Raw genomic sequence first — 18,569 nt, forward strand, 5'->3', positions numbered from 1 at the left:
GCTCATGGTGCCTCCAGGTTGGGTAGGTCAGGAATGAGATCCGCCGCCCAGAGCAGTCCGTGCTCCGCGAGCCAGGCAGGCAAGAAGCCTTCTTCGCCATGTTCTGAGAGAACACGATCGATGATGGCATGATCAGCCTTCGATGAAGCCGCACAGAGGGAGAGTGCGATCGGACCGAGTCCCAGCTCAAACAACCGGTTGCCGCGGCGAGACTGGCAGTAATAGTCGCGCTTGGGCGTTGCGCGGGCGACGATCTCGATCTGCCTGTCATTTAACCCAAACCGCCGGTAGATCGCGTTGATCTGCGGCTCGATCGCGCGTTCGTTCGGAAGAAAGATGCGCGTCGGGCAGCTTTCGACGATCGCAGGCGCGATCGTGCTGCCGTCGATATCGGACAGCGACTGCGTGGCAAACACGACGGAGGCATTCTTTTTGCGCAAGGTTTTGAGCCATTCGCGCAATTGCGCCGCGAAGCCGCCGTCGGCGAGCGCGAGCCAGCCTTCGTCGATGATGAGGAGTGTCGGGCGACCGTCGAGACGGCCTTCGATGCGATGGAACAGATAGGCGAGCACGGCGCCGGCGGCTCCAGTGCCGATAAGTCCTTCAGTCTCGAACGCTTGCACCGAGGACTCGCCCAGCCTCTCCTGCTCGGCATCGAGTAGGCGGCCGTAGGCACCCCCGATGCAGTACGGCCGCAATGCCTGCTTGAGCTTTGCGGACTGCAACAACACCGCAAGGCCCGTCAGCGTCCGCTCGCCGACCGGGGCGCTGGCGAGCGAGGTGAGCGCGGCCCAGAGATGCTCTTTCAGCTCCGGCGTCAGCGCGACCTGCTCGCGCGTCAGGATGTCGACGACCCAGTCCGCGGCCCATGCCCGTTCGGGCATGTGCTGGATACCGGCCAGCGGCTGCAGCGAAACGGACGTTTCGGCGCCGTCCGATAGCCCGCCGCCGAGATCATGCCAGTCGCCGCGCATGGCGAGCGCCGCGGCGCGGATCGATCCGCCGAAGTCGAAGGCGAAGACTTGCGAGCGCTGATAGCGCCGGAATTGCAACGCCATGATCGCGAGCAACACGGACTTGCCAGCGCCGGTCGGGCCCACCACCAGCGTATGCCCGACATCGCCGACGTGAAGCGAGAAGCGGAACGGTGTTGAGCCCTCGGTCCGGCCGAAGAAGAGCGGGGGCCCGGCGAAGTGCTCATCCAGTTCGGGCCCGGCCCAGACGGCCGAGAGTGGGATCATGTGCGCGAGGTTCAGCGTCGAGACCGGCGGCTGGCGCACATTGGCGTAGACGTGGCCGGGCAAGGAGCCGAGCCAGGCCTCGATCGCGTTGAGCCCTTCGGCGATGCAGGTGAAGTCGCGTCCCTGGATGATCTTCTCGACCAGCCGCAGCTTCTCTGTTGCGATGTTCGGATCTTCATCCCACACCGTCACGGCCGCGGTGACATAGGCCTGGCCGACGTCGTCGGCACCGAGCTCCTGCAACGCCATGTCGGCATCGGCGGCCTTGTTCGCGGCGTCGCTATCAACCAGAACGGACGCCTCGTTGGTCATGACCTCCTTGAGGATCGCGGCGATGCTCTTGCGCTTGGCGAACCACTGCCGCCGGATTTTGGTCAGCAGCCGGACGGCTTGCGTCTTGTCGAGCAGGATCGCCCGCGTCGACCAGCGATATCCGAAAGCGAGCCGGTTTAGCTCGTCGAGGATGCCGGGATGTGTCGTCGTCGGGAATCCGATGACTGTGAGGATGCGAAGGTGCGCTTTGCCCAGGCGCGGCTCAAGACCCCCGACAAGTGGCTGATCCGTTAACAAAGCATCGAGGTGCATCGGCGTCTCGGGGACGCGGACGCGCTGATGCTTCGTCGAGACGGTGGAATGGAGATAGGTCAGAGTCTCGATATCGTCGAGCCATTCAACCTCGGGCACGAAGCCCTCGAATAGCTGCAGCACGCGATCGGTGCGGTCCATGAAACCGCGGAGCAACTCATGGGCATCGACGCCCCTCTGCTCGCGGCCCTCATAGAGCCAGCTCTCCGCGCGCGAGGCGTCCTCGGCGGGCGGCATCCAGAGGAACGTGAGGCAGTAACGGCTTTCGAAATGGACGCCGGCGGCTTCGAATTGCTCGCGCCGTTCGAGATCGACCAGGGCGGACGCTGCTTCCGGAAAGATGCTATCCGGATAGGCGGTCGCAGGGCTGCGCTGCGCCTCGACGAACATCGCCCATCCGGATCCGAGCCTGCGCAAAACGCTGTTCAGGCGCGCGGTCGTGCCGATCAATTCAGCCGGCGTTGCGCTGTCGAGGTCGGGGCCGCGGAAGCGTGCTGTCCGCTGGAACGATCCGTCCTTGTTCAGAACAACGCCCGGCGCGACCAGCGCGGCCCATGGCAGATAGTCGGCAAGGCTTGCAGTGCGGTTGCGATATTCGGCGAGGTTCATCATCGGCTGAACCTCACGCCCGGAGATATGTGGGGTAGCGCAGATGCCGGCGCACCACGTCGACGAACTGGGTGTCGCGCCGCGTTGCCCAGACTGCCCCGAAATGGCCTACCGCCCAAAGAAGGATTCCGACGAGCCAGAGTCGCAGGCCGAGGCTAACGGCGGCCGCGAGCGTACCGTTGGCGATAGCGACCGCGCGCGGCACCCCGCCGAGCAGGATCGGGTCGGTCAGCGCGCGATGGACCGGCGCGTGGAAGCCCGCGAAAGAGTCGCCCGTCTGCATCAGAGTAGCGCCCCGCCGCCGAACGAGAAGAAGCTGAGGAAGAACGAGCTAGCGGCGAACGCGATCGACAATCCAAACACGATCTGGACCAGGCGCCGGAAGCCGCCTGCGGTATCGCCGAAAGCCAGCGTCAGACCGGTAACGATGATGATGATCACGGCGATGATTTTGGCGACCGGTCCTTCGATCGATTCCAGGATTCGCTGTAGCGGTGCTTCCCACGGCATCGAAGATCCGGCGGCATGCGCGGCCGATACCGAAAGCAAAGCGACCGCGATGGCGGCGATGAGAGTGGCGGCCCGCATGCGCAGGCACAGTGCAAGCGCGGTCATTGATGCTCTCCAATGATTGTGGAATCATCGCGCGGTTCGGCCGGAAGGACGAGATAGTCTCCTGTCGCGCGATCGAGGCCGGCGACGCACGAAAGTTCGGTGAGGCGGCGCTGCACTCCTCTTCCGCCTAGGACGGCGATGATGCCGATCGTCTCCGCGATCAGGGCGCGCGGCACGGTGATGACGGCTTCCTGGATGAGCTGCTCGAGACGACGCAACGCGCCGAGCGCAGTGCCGGCATGAATGGTGCCGATGCCGCCGGGATGGCCTGTCCCCCAGGCCTTCAGGAGATCGAGCGCTTCAGCACCGCGGACCTCGCCAATCGGGATGCGGTCAGGACGCAACCGGAGCGACGAGCGCACGAGATCAGAGAGCGTCGCAACGCCGTCTTTCGTGCGCAACGCCACGAGATTGCGGGCTTGGCATTGCAGTTCTCGCGTATCCTCGATCAGCACCACCCGATCGTCTGATTTGGCGACTTCCGCGAGCAGCGCATTGGTGAGCGTGGTCTTTCCGGTCGAGGTGCCGCCGGCGACCAGGATGTTGCGACGCTCGGCGACGGCCGTGCGCAGCACTTTTGCCTGCGCCCCGGTCATGATTCCGTTAGCCGCATAGTCGTCAAGCGTGAAGACGGCCACGGCGGGCTTGCGGATCGAGAACGCCGCCGCGGACACGACGGGCGGCAGAAGCCCTTCAAACCGCTCACCCGTTCCGGGCAATTCGGCAGAGACGCGGGGTGCGCCAGAATGAACTTCGGCGCCCACGTGATGTGCCACCAGCCGGATGATGCGTTCTCCATCCGCGGGCATGAGCGTCGCGCCGGTCTCGGAAAGGCCTTCGAATAGCCTGTCGATCCAAAGTCGCCCGTCGGGATTCAGCATCACCTCGACAACGGCCGGGTCTTCCAGAAATGCGGAGATGTCCGGCCCGAGCGCAGTGCGCAGCATGCGAGCGCCGCGCGAGACCGCTTCTGCCTTCGGAGTTGCGTTCCCCATGTTGGCCCCCGGTGATGCGCCGGCCTGCCGAGTCCGGCCGGACATTGGGGACGAATAGAAGAAGCAGGAATGCGAGCCGTGCAACAAGAGTCAGGCTGTCATCGTAGCGATGCGAAAAAATACAGAAGAAGTGCGATTTTCTTCCGGACGGCTTTTAACTTCAAGGGCAACAGTCAGAGCGAGCGGGGGGCTCACAGCAAGAACGAACTGCTTCAATGTGAGATCGTGGTTGCGCCGCCGGCGGATGGGTAGGCCGATCGTCCCTCGCGATTGGACGGGGTGCAGACTTTACGAGCGCCATTCCGTGCATATCTGGACACCTCGGCGCGCCCGCATGATCCGTTCCCATTTACGCGAGCACAATGTTCCAGATTGAGGTTCAAACCGGCGCGACGGCAAACAGCCTGCAACGATGGCGACGTGATGAAGCCACCACGCAAACAGGTTCGTCAGTATGCTTGTTGTCAATCCGCAGACGGATTTAAGTGACGCTCAGGGCTTCTATCCAGCGCAGCACGAGAGCCTGGATATGTCTTTCTCGAACGCCAGCGCCGCAAGCTTTAGCCCTTCGACGGTCGTCAGGTAAGGAAAGATAGTCTCAGAGAGATCGTCGATCGTAAGCCCCTGGCGGATCGCGAACGTGGCGGTTTGGATGCTGTCGCTGCCTTCCGGCGCAAGAATGTGCGCGCCGAGCAACTTCCGCGTCCTCTGATCGGCGACCAGCTTAATGAGACCCCGCGTATCCCGCGCCGCCAGCGCACGCGGCACGGCGTGGAGCGGCAGCACCGACACCCGCACGTCATGTCCCGCCGAATGTGCCGCGGCCTCGGTCAAACCAACGCTCGCCACCTGTGGATCGGTGAACACGACCGTAGGCATGGCGGCGTTGTCATAGCGCAGGCCATTGCCGTTAAGGGCATTCTTCGCGGCGAGTTTCGCGCCATAAGCCGCCATGTAAACGAACTGGTCGCGGCCGATCACGTCGCCTGCGGCATAGGTGCCGGCGCGCGTGGTCAGCATCCTGTCATCAACCTTGATGCCGCCGTTCGGAGCCTGCGCAATGCCGGTTTCCCAAAGGCCCAGCTCCTCGACATTGGGCGTGCGGCCCGTCGCGACCAAAAGCCGCTCGGCGGCCAGCGCCTGCTCGCGACCGTCCTTTTTCACGATGAGGCAGATCCCGGTATTCGTCCGTTCGACGCGCTGGTAGGCAACGCCGCATGCCAGCCGGATGCCTTCGTCGCGGAAATACCCAGACAGAGCTTCGGCAATTTCAGGCTCGGCGGCGGGCAAGAGCGTGCTACGGTAGACGATGGTGACGCTCACGCCCATGCGGGCGAACATCTGCGCGAGTTCCGCGCCTATATAGCCGCCGCCGATGACGAGCAGTGATTTCGGTAGCGCTTCTAGCGCAAGCGCGGAAGTGCTGGTCAGATGGTCCACATCCTCAATGCCGGGGATCGAGGGCGCGGACGGACGCGCGCCCGTCGTGATGATGAGACGTTCCGCTCTGATGAGATCGCCGTTGACGGCGACACCCCCATCGGCAATGCGCGCCTGTCCTTCGACGTAGGAGATGGTGTTATAGGCGGGCAACAGGTCCGCGTATTTCGACTGGCGCAGGCCTGCCACAAGCTCGTCCTTTTGGCGAATGGTCGCGGCCCAGTCTTCCGCGTTCGCCTTGGCGCGAATGCCTGCGAAACGGTGCGCCACCCCAGCCTGGTGCAAGGTTTCGGCGGCGCGAATCAGCGTCTTAGATGGCACACAGCCGATGTTGACGCAGGTGCCGCCGATGGTGCCGTGGCCGATCAGCGCGACCTGCGCGCCTTGCTCCGCCGCCGTGATCGCGGCCGAGAATCCCGCCGATCCAGCCCCGATGACGGCAAGATCAAAGCTTTTGTTTCCGGATTTCGGAACGCAATAGTCACTCATGTCGTTTGTCCTGCCGAGGATCGCGATAGGGCTGAATCGTCATCCAGCGACGATAGAATCCGGCGCCGAGGAGGCCAAGACAGACCAGCAGTGCCGGAAGCACAACGTAATCAGCCTTCGGAATCCACACGCCGCGAGTCCAAGCGCGCCGAGCGTGTTCGCGAGCAGCGGAGTTGCGCGGAAGACGGTGGCAAGAACCGCTCCTGCGGTGCCTGTCGCAATAAGGGCGCGATTGACTTCCATCAAACGCCTAGCTCTTCGGTGCGGACGGATATCCCGCGTTGGTGGTAGCGGTGGTCAGCGCTCCTATGCCGGTCTTTCCGTCGTCATAGGTCACGGTGGCCGTCTTGTCCTTGTAGGACACGGCGACCACGGCGACACCCGGCACCGCTTCGAGGCTGGCCTTCACCGTGTGAGGACAGGCTGCGCAATACATGTTCTTGACCGCGAGTGTGACTGTTCTCTCGGCGGCGAAGCCCGGGGATGACGCGAGCAGGCAGAAAGCAGCTAGAAGGAGTTTCTTCATGGCGGGGCTCCATTCACGAGGTGAGAAACAGCGGGGCGAAGACGTTGAAGCCGAGCGCCAAGACGACGAGCACGGTCGCCAAGACGAGCGAGGCTTTGGTCAAGGTATGCGGCAAAGGGCGGGCACACGCCGTGCCCTCGGCACAGGCACGCTTGGATGCGCGATGCACGAACCAGTAGCCCGTGCCCAACAGTGCCAGCGTTGCCGCGATAAAATACGGTTGATAGGGCGCGAGCTGCGTCAGGTTGCCGATCCATGCGCCGCTGACGCCGAGGCTGAACAGGACCAGCGGTAGAATGCAGCACGATGACGCCGCAAGCGCCCCAAGAACGCCGCCCACCGCCAACAGCGCCGGGCTGCGATCTGAATCCACTGGGACATTTTTTTCCTTGATCATCATGGGAGGAGGCTACATCCTGTAGTTACTACAGGTTCAAGGATATTTTCATGACTTCGATCACGGCTGCGCGAGCGGAGGTATTGACAATCGGTAGGCTGTCGGAACTGACCGGCGTCAATATTGAGACCATCCGATACTATGAAAAGATTGGGGTGCTGCCCGTGCCGGCGCGAGCCGACAACGGCCGGCGCGTCTACGGGCCGACGGAAACTCGCATCCTTGCGTTCGTGAGGCGGTCGCGCCAACTGGGATTTTCGCTCAATGAGGTGCGCGCGCTGCTGAGGCTCGGCGGCCCCGAAAAGGCATCATGCCGGGAAGTACGCGAGATTGCTGCCCTTCATCTCGACGATATCCGCGCTAAGATCAGCGATCTCCGCAAGCTGGAACGCTTGCTGGCGAAAACGGTGGTCCGATGTACCGGCACGACGGCACCTGACTGCCCCGTACTGGATATTCTGGATATTCAGCGCGTCAAATAACCGGGAATGCGCGGCGCTGCCGCTTGACGCGAAGGATCGTATTGCATCAGCGATCGATGCCGGAGGGCCGAGCCCCAGTCAGTTGGCTCGGCGGCCGAGAGCCGGTTTGGAAGACGCGCCTCAGGGGATCGCGAGCACGGATTGCTCTATAATCGGGACCGAATGAACGAGATTGTATGCGTGCCTGACATCGAACGCATCTTCGCGGACTTTCGTTAGCTATATGTGCGAGATTGGGTTTCGGTACCGACAGCTCGGTCTCGCGGCGCGAGCACGTGGACAACGCGCTGCGGAATAGGGCAGATGCGTGGCGCATAAGGTAACTTCGATCGCGCGGTGACGTCAGTTTGCCGGTCCGATGCCGGCTTCCTTGGCGAGCCTGACGGTGGCGGTCATATCTTCGCGGAAGAACTCTCCAAATTGCTCCACGCTCATTGTCAAGGGCTCCACGCCCATCTGAGACAACCGGGAGTTCACCGCCGGAAGAGTCAGTGCGCGCATAGTCGCGGCGTGGAGTTTGTCGATAATGGCGCGCGAGGTCTTGGCCGGTGCAAACAGCCCGGCCCAGAACTGGTAGGCGGCGCCCGGATAGCCGATTTCCACAACGGTCGGGATGTCCGGCAAAGTCGGAGCTCGCTTCGTAGAACTCACTGCCAGCGCAACGATCTTTCCCTCTTTTACCAGACCAATTGCCGGAGCAAGCGGCAGAAAGAAGAAATCGATGCGTCCAGCCATCACCTCGGTAAATGCCTCGCTTGGCCCGCGGAACGGAATATGCTGCACGTCAATTTTTGCAGCGCGGATGAAGCGCAGTCCCGCCAGATGAGATGTCGCTCCTACCCCGGCAGAAGCGAAATTCAGCGAGCCGGGTGCGGCTTTGGCGGCGGCGATAAGGTCGCCAGCTGTTCTGAATCCTTTCGATGTACCGACAACAAGAACAAGCGGCTGGATGCCGAACGGGACGATCGGCGTGAAGTCGTTGAGGGAATCGTACGACAAATTCTTATGCATGACGACTTGTGAGCTGAAGGTCGAAGCATGTAGAAGCATTGTGTAGCCATCGGGTTCGGCTTTTGCTACCGCTGCTACCCCAACCGTACCTCCGCCGCCCGGACGGTTTTCAATGACAAATGGCTGACCGATGTCTTTGGACACTTGATCGAGTACAATGCGTGCGACGGTGTCCGTCGCGTTGCCCGCGCTGAACACGCTGACGACAGAAATCGGTCGAGATGGCCATGACTGCGATAGCGAGGCCGCGGTGCTTGCAAGTAAGACTATAATGGCGGCGCACGACGCGCGGGTCATATGCATGTTTTACTCCCTTCGGCTTCTTTAGCCATCAGTCAGCTATGGATAGCCATCAGCGGAAGCGGCCACGCAGGGAGCGATGGCAGCAGGTTTTCTGCAGCAGGTCGAAATCAACTTGCGCAAGTCCAGCAAATGTCGCGCTTTGGGAAGCGATCTCAGGAGGGGCGCCATGATGTCCCTTTCGACGGCTGCGCCGAACTCATCCGCGAGTAACATTCCAAATTTCTTCGATCTGGGTTCCTGAGTTACGTATGACCTTCGCGACCGGACAAAAGCGATGCAGATCCGTCTTCACCTTCTCGATGCTATCTTCGCCCGCGTTCGTGGTCACATTGATGACCAGGCGGATTTTGGGGAAGGGAACTTCAATCTCCTCCAGCAACTGGGTTCCACGACGGTCAAAAATGGTTTCTGCGTCGATGAACATCTTTTCGAACTCGACACCATGCTTGTGAGCGCATTTGTGGCCGATCACATTCGTGCACGCTACAAGGGCAGCAACCAGCGTTTCGGTTGGCGTTGGCCCCATGTTAGTCCCGTCGCGTTCCTTTGGCTCATCGATGACGGTCCTGACATCGCGGACGATCACCTCGGTCCGCGAATGTGTGGGGCAGTCCGCATGAAGGCGTTGAGTCACAGTGGTCTTTTCCTTTACGGTAGCCATGTGGTTTCATTCCTTGCAGTTAAGAAAATCAGTGATTTTCTACGGGCGCTGGTTGTCGTGCCTCTTAAAAACCGAGCTGGATGTCCGGAAGTCGATTCACCATTCCGCTCTCGCACACCAACTGCCCAAGCGGAATTCGGCAGGGCGCGCCGAATCACAGAAGCTCGAATGTCTTGCCAGCGTACGAAAGCTTGATGGTGATTGCGCCTTCGTTGATCAGCCACGGACGCACGATAAATTTGCGCGCCCCATTGGCATGCATAGGATCGGCGGCAGCGATGGTGCGAGCCTCTGCAAGCGATCCCGCCCGGATAACGACCATGCCATCACCGTCCCACGACGTCTCGTCCTCGCTCCAGTGCGGTCCAGCGGCGAACATGATCCCGCGCTGCTGCAGCGACTCCTGGAACGCGAGATGTGCCTCAATGTTCTGCATGACCGGCCCCATGCCCGCCACGGGAGTCGTAAACACCACGTAGAGCTGCTTCGCGAGGAAGCCCTTGTTTTTGGAGAGCGCGATTATGTTGGCGGCAGGCACGCTTTGGTTACTCATGCAAATTGCTCCGATGAGGACTCATTCCGCGTTTCGTCACGGCTGCGGGAGAGGAAATTGCAGGGTTCCCGATTTGAATTCGGCCGGATAAAGGATGACTTGAGTGCCGGCCTTTTCGAATTGCGGCAGGTCGTTTCCGGTGATGTTTTGGTATTGCGCCTGCATGACTCGTGAGTGGAGCCATTCGCCATCGGAGCCAAAACGAACTTCGCCGACGATTGTTTGGTGAGGGGTTTTTCGAATGTATTCGCCGATTTTTCGCTGATCGAGCCCCCCGGTTGCAGTGATTGCGCTGGTCAGGATTTGCATGCCTGCGTAAGAAAACGGCGGCAAATAGTACCCGAGCGCGTCGACCCCGGCAGCGATGGCTTTCGGTTTGTACCGGGCAAGAAAGTCCTTTACGCCAGGAAACTCAGTGGTTGGCTCGGGCACGAAAGTCTCAAAATTGACAAAGCCGTTGAGAAGCGGGCCGAGCTGCTGCTTCACTGATGCGTATTGAGGGCCCACCATGCCGCCACCGATAAGCATCGGCTTGAAGCCGATTTCACGGACTCCACGTACGATGCCGACCGTGTTTGGTGGGAAACATGAGACGTAAACGATGTCCGGCTTCGTGGCCTGGATGGCGCGCAAGATGGGAGAGAAGTCAACCTGATTGGGAGGGAAGCTCTGATCGTAAACGTTCTTCAGACCGAATTTCTTGGCCCAGTGTCTCGCGCCGTGCGCAGCTGTTTGCGTAAACTCCGAATCCGCAGCCGAAATAGCGACTGAGCGCGGCTTTGGATCCATGCCTGCTGCGACTTCGAAGAACCCTTGCGCAAAGGTCACGCTGGCGTTGGGACCAAAGGGAAATATCTGGAAATAGTTATTGTAGTTGAAAGTCTTGTTCACCTCGATTCCTGCCAACGACATAAAGACCATGTTGCGCCCCATGATCAGCGGCATCGCTGGGCCGATGATGTTGGTGCCGTAGCCGGAGATGACGAGATCGACCTTGTCGATGTCGAAGAGTTTCGTGTAGATGCCGGGAACAAGCGATGGTGTGCTCTGATCGTCGTAGAAGATCAATTGGATTGGGCGACCAAGCAAGCCGCCCTTCGCGTTTTGGTCCTCCGCCCACATCTGGGTTGCCAGCAGCGCCGCCTTGCCGTTGCCTGCATAGGCCCCTGTCAGCCCCATGCTGAATCCGATCTTGATCGGCTCGGCGGCGCCTGCCTTCCGTAGCAGACCGCTTGCGATCGGCGCGGCAAGCGCGAAGGTCATCAACGAACGGCGGCTCCAGCGAACGTCCCTCATGTTTCCTCCCTCGGCACTATCGGCCTGCGTTATTGTGTTTTGATTTGGCCACGCTCGCCTGCAGGCGCGGCCTTGCTATTCGGGCGGCACATCCGAAACATGATTGATGTAATTGCTGAGCGTCTTCATCGAGACGCCGACAATCACATCCAGCAGCTGCGATCGCGAGTAGCCCTTGTTGAAAAAACTCTGAATTTCGTCGTCCGAAGCCCAGCCCCGCCGGTCAACGATCTGAGCGGTAAGCCGGCGTAGCGCATCGAGCTTGTCGTCCTTGAGCGGCGTTCCGTCCTGGAGTGCTTGGATCATCTCATCCGGCACGCCGGCCATCTTCGCGCCTCGGCTATGGGCGGTGACGCAGTAGTCGCACTTGTTTTGCACGCTTGCGGTTAGAATTACGATCTGTTGCTCAACGGGGCTCAAGCCGCTTTCGCCAAAAATCTTGCCTAGCGACAGGTAAGCCAGGATTGCGGCAGGGGACTCGGCTGCAACAGCGAAGAAGTTCGGTACGCGGCCGTAGCGCTGCTTGACCTGCGTTAGAGAGTCCCGCGCCGCATCGGGGGCTGTATCGGGAGTATGAAGCTTGAAGTCATGCTTGGTCACGGCGCTGCCTCCTGCCGCTACCCCATGTCGTTTGGGGGGCAATTGCGGCATTTCAAAAAGTCCCTATCTACTACTCTGACGCATCTTGGTATGGATAGTCAAAGATTAATTTGAGGGGCTATTCCCCGCGGTCCTTCGGGCATCTTTCAAAATTCGCCACTTTGATCGAGCTGACGACCGTTGCAGGTGCTCGGGCCGACCGCGGCTAGTTAGGCTGGATTAGATGTGGCGATGGCAGCACTAGGCCGACGCGGAGCTCGCCGTTGCCATAGAACGCGCTAGGTTCCACGAACCGGCCGGCTGCTTCGCTCGTAAACCTCGTGTCCACCAGCACCGTCAGATGCCGTCGGGCGAGCGGCTGATTGGAGGAAGCATCACGAAACGCTCGTTCGAATTTCGATATAGGTCGAATCGGCATGCGAAAACTGATTCGACGGTCGCGCGACGACCTGCTGATCGGATGACATGCGCCGATGAACTCTGAGTCCTGGAAGAAAAGTGTGCTTGTCGAATCGAATACCGATATATTGGTAGATATAGTCAAAAATGATAATAATAATAGGATTGATTGTACGGGCAATCCGGCCTAACATAATTACATAATCGTGTGATCGGGGAAGTTTAGGCTTTAAGGCTTTTCAAACCAGGACGATTTCTTGGATGGTTGGCATCAAGCAGTTCAACGAGGAATTGATTGTGGAGCGCGCCATGGTCGTGTTCTGGCGCATCGGGTTCGGGGCCACCTCAATCGACGACCTCGAGAAAGCAACGAAACTGAGGCGCGGCAGCCTGTACAACGCCTTCGGTGACAAGGAAGGATTGTTTGTCGCAGCGCTCAAGCGCTATCAGGAAACGGTGGGGCAGGATCGCATCAAGTGCCTAGCGAATGAGGACCCTTATCAGGCAATTGGCGGGTTTCTCAACGTGCTGGTCGATCAAATGAGTGACCCAAAGCGGCCGCGAGGTTGTCTTTACACCAACACGTCGCTGGAATGTCCAAGCGTCCCCGATGCCGTAGAGCGAATTGTTGCAGAGAGTACCAGCGCCATCGAACGCGCGCTGTATGCAGTTCTTGAGCGGGCGAAGGGGCAAAGAATTCTTGACCCGAAAGCGGACACGCGGGCGCTGGCGCGATTTTATCTCAGTGTGGCGAAGGGCATGGGCGTCGTGCACAAAGTATTTGGCGACACTGCGATGCTGCGCGAGACGGTAAAATTCGCAATGGATGCGTGGCCCGCGCCTCGAAAGGGGTTGCCGCATGCTCGCCGCGGTTGAGCCGCTGCCTGGCGGTCCTGATGGTGCGCTTTCGTTTTAATCGAATAGGAGAATGGGATGGCACGCATTGCGCCGATCGACAGCGCTGTTACGCCCGAGCTTCAAGCTGCATTCGAGGGCTATAAAAAAATCCTCGGCTTTGTGCCAAATAGCGTGCTGATAATGCAGCGGCGGCCACAGATGGTTTTTGCACTTGGCCAACTGATCGGTGCCGCGTGGGCGCCGGACAGCACCGTCGATGCCGGCTTCAAGCGGCTGGTCGCCTATATGGCAAGTCACGCGGCGGGCTGCCAGTATTGCGTTGCGCATCAGGTGAGCGGCGCCCTGCATCTCAATGTCAGCGAAGCCAAGCTTGCCGCGATCTGGGAGTATGAGAATAGCCCGCTCTATTCCGAAAAGGAGAGGGTGGCGCTCGAATACGCGCGCGCCGCCGGAACCGTGCCGAACGCGGTGTCGGACGAGTTGTTTGATCGCCTGAAGTCACATTGGAGCGAAGAACAGATCGTGGAATTGACTGGCGTCATCGCCGTATTCGGATTTCTGAACCGGTTCAACGACTCCTTGGCGACACCGCTTGAACCCGAGGCGATCGGAGATGCGAATCGAGTTCTCGGAAGGGCGCATTGGAGTCCGGGTAAGCACGCTACTTGAAGTTAGCTGTTCGCGGAGACGCTTCTTGCGGCAATGCGCTACCAGTGGTCGCCTAACCGAGCGGGCTGCTGCGCCGAGCCAGTTCGGCCTCGAGTTCGGCGATCCGCGAAGTGAGCGGCGCAGTCACTGTGCTCACCTCATCATGCGTGAGGCGCTGCGCGATATGCTGCGGACAATTCCAATCGAAAGCTTCAATTTCGATCAGGAAGCCACGTTCAATGCGGGCTCGATAATCTGGCATTTCCAGCTGGGAGAGGGTCGCGTGACTATCGAGACCAACGACCTTTGCACGGCCAAAGAGCTTCAGCCGCTTCTTTGTTGCGTAGTCCATGAAGAATAGCGACACCCGGTCGTCGGTCATGAGATTCCCGACGCTGACATATTGCCGGTTACCACTGAAGTCTGCGAATCCGATCGTTGTCTCGCTGAGAATGCGGACGAAGCCGGTCGGGCCGCCGCGGTGCTGGACGTAGGGCCAGCCAGTTTCGCTGACTGTTGCGATGTAAAATGAGTCACGGGCTCCGATAAATCCGCTTTCCGTATCGCTCAGCTGGCGGTTCCTGGTCTCCGGACCAACCTCAAAACGAGCATAGGATGCCCGGCTGCCCATTTGTTCCTGAACACTCTTTACTGTCGGTGTGAAGGCGATGTCTGCAAAACCATATATCATGACACTTTCCTGCGTAGACATGCGGACCGCTGGCCCGCAGGACAGGTCCGCACTTGGTTATGAGTGGAGTGGAACCGCGTCGAAACCGATGCCCGTTTGTTCATGGACCGGCGCGCCGGCGTCGCGCCAGTCCATGATTGTCCGATCCGAAGACCGGTCGACAACCGCTCATCGCGGAGCACTGAGTGAACCGCAAGCTCCGACTCAAATTGGGGGGGCGGGTCAGGCAGCCTTGTTAAATTCAATCTTCGGGAAATCGATCTCGACCTGGGTCGCCTTTCCGATCAAGTTGGTGAGAATGTTCATCGCGACATGGGTGATGATCTCGATGATCTCACCGTCCGAGTGACCGGCCGCGCGTACGGCATCGAACTCGGCCTTGCTCACTTGACCGGTATGCTCGACGAGCGCGCGCGCGAAGGTGAGCGCGGCCTCCGCCTTCGCATCCGACGAATGGCCCATGCGGTTCGCCAGCATTTCCTGATTATCGAGACCGACCTTGCGGCCGATGGCCGTATGCGCCGAGACGCAGTACTGGCAGGCATTCTGTTCCGCAACGGACAGCGCGATACGCTCCCGTGTTTTCAAGTCCAGATATCCAGTGCTTGCGATCTCATGAATCCCGAGGAACGCTTTCAGCGCCGCCGGGGAATTGGCGAGCGCGCGGATAAAGTTGGGAACCATGCCGAGGCCAGACTGGACTGCATCCAGCATTTGCTTTGCCTCGCCGGTGGCGGTTTGGGGATCGATAACGGCAACACGAGCCATGGGGGTCTCCTTGTCCGGTTGATGGCGCTACTACGCGCCGCACCGCCGGAACATGCCCGCTTCCGGTCATTGAAAGAATACGCGATATGTGAAATTCATTATTCCGCTTGAGGGAATAGCGATGGATCGCTTTCACGAACTCGAAGTTTTGGTCGCGGTGGCCGATGCAGGCAGCTTCGCTAAAGCAGGAACACGCCTGCGTCTGTCGCCTCCCGCGGTCACGAGGGCAATTTCCGCCTTGGAAGATCGTCTGGGTGCCCGCGTTTTCAACCGCTCCACCAGAAGCCTCACCATCACGGATGTAGGCCAACACTTCCTGGAGAACGCACGGCGAATCTTGACTGATCTGGAAACGGCCGAGCGGGAGGCGATTGGCGAAATTGCAGCGCCGCAAGGGCATCTCACGATCACCGCATCAGTCACATTTGGGCGGACAGCTTTGGCTCCAGTTGTTTGCAGCTTTCTCGATCAGCATCCGCGTGTTACGGCGTCTGTGTTGCTCGTCGACCGGGTCGTAAGCCTGGTTGAGGAAGGCGTCGACGTCGCTGTGCGGATCGGGTCTTTGCCGGATTCGAATCTCATCGCGAAACGGATCGGCTCGGTGCGTCGCGTCCTCGTTGCGAGCCCTGACTATCTCGCCCGGCGAGGAACGCCCGCGGCACCCGCGGATCTGAGATCTCACCAAATCATTGCGTTTACGGGCCTCATGCCCAGCCGCGAATGGCGTTTCAGTAAGGACCATGGCTCGAAGGGGATTGTGGTAAGTCCCACATTCGAAATCAACGACGCGTTTGCCGCAATCGGGGCTGCGGAGATGGGTCATGGAATTACAATGGCTCTTTCTTACATGGTCCACGACAAGGTCCGAGAAAACAAATTGGTCCCGATTCTCAACGAAAGCGCGCCGCCGTCATGGCCGGTTCATCTCGTCTATCCGCAGACCCGGATCGTCGCGCCAAAGGTCCGAGCGTTCATGGACTTTGCGGCGCCGAGACTCAAGGCGGCGCTCGATCAGCTTCTCTTGACGAGCACCGGAGAGCCGACGGCCTAAGCTGGACCTAGAATCGCGTGGTGATGGAGGTGAGCCAGGCTGGCGAAGCGTCCACCAAAATCGTCTCGAGGCGCTTGTCGAGGCCGGCAAGGATTAGCACCCCGGTCGCGACCAGAATCGCGCCCATGATCACCTTGCCGCTATTGCCGGCTGCCAGCATCCGGCCGCGACAGCGTGCCAGCGCCTCGCGCGACATCATCCCGATCAGGAGCAGCGGAAGCGCCGCGCCGATCCCGAACGCGAACATTGTGAGCGCGACGAGACCGAGATTCTCCGCGCGGGCGGCGAGGAGCGACGCGGCCCCCAGCGTCGGGCCGACGCAAGGGCTCCATACGGCGCCGAGCAGCAATCCCACCGTGAATTGCTTGCCGAGGCCGCGGCCGGGAATTTCGCCTGCCTGTGTCTGCATCCAGCTGCCAACCGGCCCGGCCGCCGCTGCCAGCTGCATCTGCAGACGCGGGATCAGCAGCGCGCCGCCGACCGCGATCAGCAGCAATGCGGCCACCATCCGGAACAGATCCAGGTCGAGGCCGATCGAAAAGCCGATGGTCGCGACGAACAGGCCGATTGTCACAAATGACACTGCCAACCCTGCCGCCAGCGCCGCCGGCCCGAACCGGTGTTCGCCGGTTGCCGCTCCGATCACGATCGGGATCAGCGGCAACACGCAGGGCGAGAGGACCGACAGCAATCCCGCCAGCAATGCGAGGCCGATGCCGGTCATCCGCGCTAGATTCCCTTCGCCAGCAGAGCCTCGATCGAGGCCGGGTTGGTATCACCGGTCGAGCGGCCGGCTTCCTGCTTGCCCTTGAACACGACCAAGGTGCTCTGGCGCTGCACGTTGAAGCGCTTCAGCACGTCCTTCTGCGAGTCGTAATCGACGTTGAACGCGACCACGCCCTTGAAGCGCGGATCACCCATCAGCTTGGACAGGATCGGCGCCTGCGCCTTGCAGGTTGGGCACCATGAGGCCGATACGTCGATCAGGATCGGCTTGCCACCGGCCTGCGCGGCCTCGAATGCGGCAGCGGTAAACGGCTTCTTGTCGGCCGCGTAAGCGAAGGAGGCGAGTGACAGGGTCAGGCAGAGACCCAGGGCAGCCAGAAGATGACGTTTGCTCAGCATGATATTGTCCCACTGATGAAAGATGCCGTCCCATGACGGGTGCGATGCCGGATGTTCATGCCGGGTGCACGCCGCCTGTGAGGACTTCGTTCAAAACCGGCGACACGTTACAGCCGGCAGCGACGGGGGCGATGGAAATGCCGGTCCCGTACCGGACGATAAGTCATTGATCGAATTGACGAAGCATGTCCGTTCTGGGCGCATCGCGATCCGGCCTCGATCACGAACATGTCAGGTCACGGCTCATCGTGGACCAGAACGACCTGTCCATTGTCCAGTCCGGCCAGCACGGCGGGGCGGCCCTGCAGCCGGACCATCGCCAGATCGGTCACGACGCGGGCCGGCAGAGCCACACGGGCGATGTCACGGACCGACGGCGCAAAGGCGATCAGCCGCAGCGAGCGGCGGTCAAAGCTCGGGATCGCCAGATCGGGCCTGCCATCGCCGTCGAAATCGGCGGTGGCGCTGAGCGCCAGCGCACGCGAGCCAATGACGTGATTGCAGACATCGGACACCTCGGCGGTTTTCTTGAGCCCGCCGTCGACGAACGACCAGAGTTCGAGGCGCCCCACCACATGCGGCTGACGCACCGCCGCGATATCGGTCGTGCCGTCGCCGTCAAAATCGGCGATCCCGGCAGGGTTGCGCCACGCATTCGCGCGCCCGATCGGCGTGCTTTCCGCAATGATCGAAGCCGACACCGGATCGATAACAGCAATGGCCGCGCCGCGGTCGAGATAGGCCTTGACCAGTACGATACGCTCTCGGCCGCCAATCTGGGCAACGCGTGGCGCAATGTCCTCGAACACGGCGTCCGCGCCGAGCCGCAGCACCGCATTCGAACCGTCCCGCCGCAGGATGCTGAGGCTTCCCGCCTCGATCGCATCGCCCAGCACGCCATGTCCGTAACGTGTTGTCGGTTCGCTCAACCAGGTCTCGCGGATGACGTCGCGGCCGCTCGCGACGCGGGCGTCCGGCAGCGCGCCCGCGGGAGCTGCGCGTGGCGCAGGTGGAGTGCCCGGCACCAGACGGCGTGCGCCTGGGTCGAACCGAGACCATGTTTTCCCCGTGGCGACGAATGCATCGTCGCCAATCTGCTGGACTGCGCTAACGCCAGTTGCGGGGATAATGGTGGCGCGCCAGCTTGCATGCACGGGTCCCGCCGCCGCGAGCCAGACGCCGCAGAGCGTCGCTACCAGAACTCGATGGTACAAAGTGGCACGCAT

Annotated in this window: 21 protein-coding genes; 4 read left to right on the forward strand and 17 right to left on the reverse strand. The window is 60.7% G+C overall.

From position 1 onward, the window contains the following. Window positions 1-2: 2 nt before the first annotated feature. The 7 genes from trbE to AB7F49_RS07370 all read right to left on the reverse strand — a co-directional run bounded on the left by trbE (window position 3) and on the right by AB7F49_RS07370 (window position 6,900). On the reverse strand, window positions 3-2,438 hold the full coding sequence (gene trbE / locus AB7F49_RS07340; RefSeq protein ID WP_428521183.1) for a conjugal transfer protein TrbE: 2,436 nt from the start codon (window positions 2,436-2,438) through the stop codon (window positions 3-5). Between the two features lie 10 nt (window positions 2,439-2,448). Next, entirely contained in the window at window positions 2,449-2,718 is a 270-nt protein-coding gene (locus tag AB7F49_RS07345; RefSeq protein WP_428521184.1) for a VirB3 family type IV secretion system protein, read from the reverse strand. Next, window positions 2,718-3,023, reverse strand: coding sequence for a TrbC/VirB2 family protein (locus AB7F49_RS07350; protein ID WP_428521268.1), 306 nt, complete (start codon window positions 3,021-3,023; stop codon window positions 2,718-2,720). The genes AB7F49_RS07345 and AB7F49_RS07350 overlap by 1 nt, the downstream gene beginning before the upstream one ends. Window positions 3,024-3,046: 23 nt before the next feature. Then, window positions 3,047-4,045 carry a P-type conjugative transfer ATPase TrbB gene (trbB, locus tag AB7F49_RS07355; RefSeq protein ID WP_428521185.1) on the reverse strand — a complete coding sequence of 333 codons (999 nt, stop codon included), beginning with the start codon at window positions 4,043-4,045 and terminating at the stop codon, window positions 3,047-3,049. Between the two features lie 501 nt (window positions 4,046-4,546). Then, window positions 4,547-5,974, reverse strand: a complete 1,428-nt coding sequence (gene merA / locus AB7F49_RS07360; RefSeq protein ID WP_428521186.1) for a mercury(II) reductase — start codon at window positions 5,972-5,974, stop codon at window positions 4,547-4,549. 250 nt (window positions 5,975-6,224) lie between these two features. Then, entirely contained in the window at window positions 6,225-6,500 is a 276-nt protein-coding gene (merP, locus tag AB7F49_RS07365) for a mercury resistance system periplasmic binding protein MerP (protein WP_428521187.1), read from the reverse strand. A gap of 13 nt (window positions 6,501-6,513) precedes the next feature. Beyond that, window positions 6,514-6,900, reverse strand: coding sequence for a mercuric transporter MerT family protein (locus AB7F49_RS07370; RefSeq protein WP_428521188.1), 387 nt, complete (start codon window positions 6,898-6,900; stop codon window positions 6,514-6,516). A gap of 47 nt (window positions 6,901-6,947) precedes the next feature. Here AB7F49_RS07370 and AB7F49_RS07375 point away from each other — a divergent pair, with 47 nt between their 5' ends. Beyond that, window positions 6,948-7,379 carry a MerR family transcriptional regulator gene (locus AB7F49_RS07375; protein ID WP_428521189.1) on the forward strand — a complete coding sequence of 144 codons (432 nt, stop codon included), beginning with the start codon at window positions 6,948-6,950 and terminating at the stop codon, window positions 7,377-7,379. A gap of 342 nt (window positions 7,380-7,721) precedes the next feature. On the opposite strand, the gene AB7F49_RS07380 is transcribed toward AB7F49_RS07375, so the two are convergent. From AB7F49_RS07380 to AB7F49_RS07400, 5 genes are all read right to left on the reverse strand, one after another. Continuing rightward, window positions 7,722-8,693 carry a Bug family tripartite tricarboxylate transporter substrate binding protein gene (locus AB7F49_RS07380; RefSeq protein WP_428521190.1) on the reverse strand — a complete coding sequence of 324 codons (972 nt, stop codon included), beginning with the start codon at window positions 8,691-8,693 and terminating at the stop codon, window positions 7,722-7,724. Window positions 8,694-8,889: 196 nt separating this feature from the next. Beyond that, window positions 8,890-9,354 (reverse strand): OsmC family protein, encoded by a 465-nt coding sequence (locus AB7F49_RS07385; RefSeq protein ID WP_428521191.1) that lies wholly within the window; start codon window positions 9,352-9,354, stop codon window positions 8,890-8,892. A gap of 154 nt (window positions 9,355-9,508) precedes the next feature. Next, the gene (locus AB7F49_RS07390; protein WP_428521192.1) at window positions 9,509-9,907 is read right to left on the reverse strand and encodes a YciI family protein; all 399 of its coding nucleotides are present in this window, start codon (window positions 9,905-9,907) and stop codon (window positions 9,509-9,511) included. A 36-nt stretch (window positions 9,908-9,943) separates the two neighbouring features. Continuing rightward, entirely contained in the window at window positions 9,944-11,203 is a 1,260-nt protein-coding gene (locus AB7F49_RS07395) for an amino acid ABC transporter substrate-binding protein (protein ID WP_428521193.1), read from the reverse strand. Window positions 11,204-11,278: 75 nt separating this feature from the next. Continuing rightward, complete coding sequence (locus tag AB7F49_RS07400; protein ID WP_428521194.1) at window positions 11,279-11,803, reverse strand: carboxymuconolactone decarboxylase family protein; 525 nt, start codon at window positions 11,801-11,803, stop codon at window positions 11,279-11,281. Between the two features lie 660 nt (window positions 11,804-12,463). Between AB7F49_RS07400 and AB7F49_RS07405 the strand changes: the two genes are divergently transcribed. Both AB7F49_RS07405 and AB7F49_RS07410 read left to right on the forward strand, forming a co-directional pair. Next, entirely contained in the window at window positions 12,464-13,078 is a 615-nt protein-coding gene (locus tag AB7F49_RS07405) for a TetR/AcrR family transcriptional regulator (RefSeq protein WP_428521195.1), read from the forward strand. 57 nt (window positions 13,079-13,135) lie between these two features. Further along, complete coding sequence (locus tag AB7F49_RS07410) at window positions 13,136-13,729, forward strand: carboxymuconolactone decarboxylase family protein (protein WP_428521196.1); 594 nt, start codon at window positions 13,136-13,138, stop codon at window positions 13,727-13,729. A gap of 52 nt (window positions 13,730-13,781) precedes the next feature. Here the strand turns inward: AB7F49_RS07410 and AB7F49_RS07415 are convergent, their stop codons facing one another. Then, window positions 13,782-14,399: a pyridoxamine 5'-phosphate oxidase family protein gene (locus AB7F49_RS07415; protein WP_428521197.1), complete on the reverse strand. Its 618-nt coding sequence runs from the start codon at window positions 14,397-14,399 to the stop codon at window positions 13,782-13,784. A gap of 222 nt (window positions 14,400-14,621) precedes the next feature. Further along, window positions 14,622-15,167 carry a carboxymuconolactone decarboxylase family protein gene (locus tag AB7F49_RS07420; RefSeq protein ID WP_428521198.1) on the reverse strand — a complete coding sequence of 182 codons (546 nt, stop codon included), beginning with the start codon at window positions 15,165-15,167 and terminating at the stop codon, window positions 14,622-14,624. Window positions 15,168-15,255: 88 nt separating this feature from the next. Between AB7F49_RS07420 and AB7F49_RS07425 the strand changes: the two genes are divergently transcribed. Further along, window positions 15,256-16,218: a LysR substrate-binding domain-containing protein gene (locus tag AB7F49_RS07425; protein ID WP_428521199.1), complete on the forward strand. Its 963-nt coding sequence runs from the start codon at window positions 15,256-15,258 to the stop codon at window positions 16,216-16,218. A gap of 7 nt (window positions 16,219-16,225) precedes the next feature. On the opposite strand, the gene AB7F49_RS07430 is transcribed toward AB7F49_RS07425, so the two are convergent. The 3 genes from AB7F49_RS07430 to AB7F49_RS07440 all read right to left on the reverse strand — a co-directional run bounded on the left by AB7F49_RS07430 (window position 16,226) and on the right by AB7F49_RS07440 (window position 18,569). Continuing rightward, the gene (locus AB7F49_RS07430) at window positions 16,226-16,942 is read right to left on the reverse strand and encodes a cytochrome c biogenesis CcdA family protein (RefSeq protein ID WP_428521200.1); all 717 of its coding nucleotides are present in this window, start codon (window positions 16,940-16,942) and stop codon (window positions 16,226-16,228) included. Window positions 16,943-16,947: 5 nt separating this feature from the next. Next, on the reverse strand, window positions 16,948-17,343 hold the full coding sequence (locus AB7F49_RS07435; RefSeq protein ID WP_428521201.1) for a thioredoxin family protein: 396 nt from the start codon (window positions 17,341-17,343) through the stop codon (window positions 16,948-16,950). Between the two features lie 236 nt (window positions 17,344-17,579). Beyond that, on the reverse strand, window positions 17,580-18,569 hold the full coding sequence (locus AB7F49_RS07440) for an FG-GAP repeat domain-containing protein (protein ID WP_428521202.1): 990 nt from the start codon (window positions 18,567-18,569) through the stop codon (window positions 17,580-17,582).

Origin of the sequence: Pseudorhodoplanes sp., assembly GCF_050250235.1 — a bacterium.
In the GTDB taxonomy this organism is placed as follows: domain Bacteria; phylum Pseudomonadota; class Alphaproteobacteria; order Rhizobiales; family Xanthobacteraceae; genus Pseudorhodoplanes.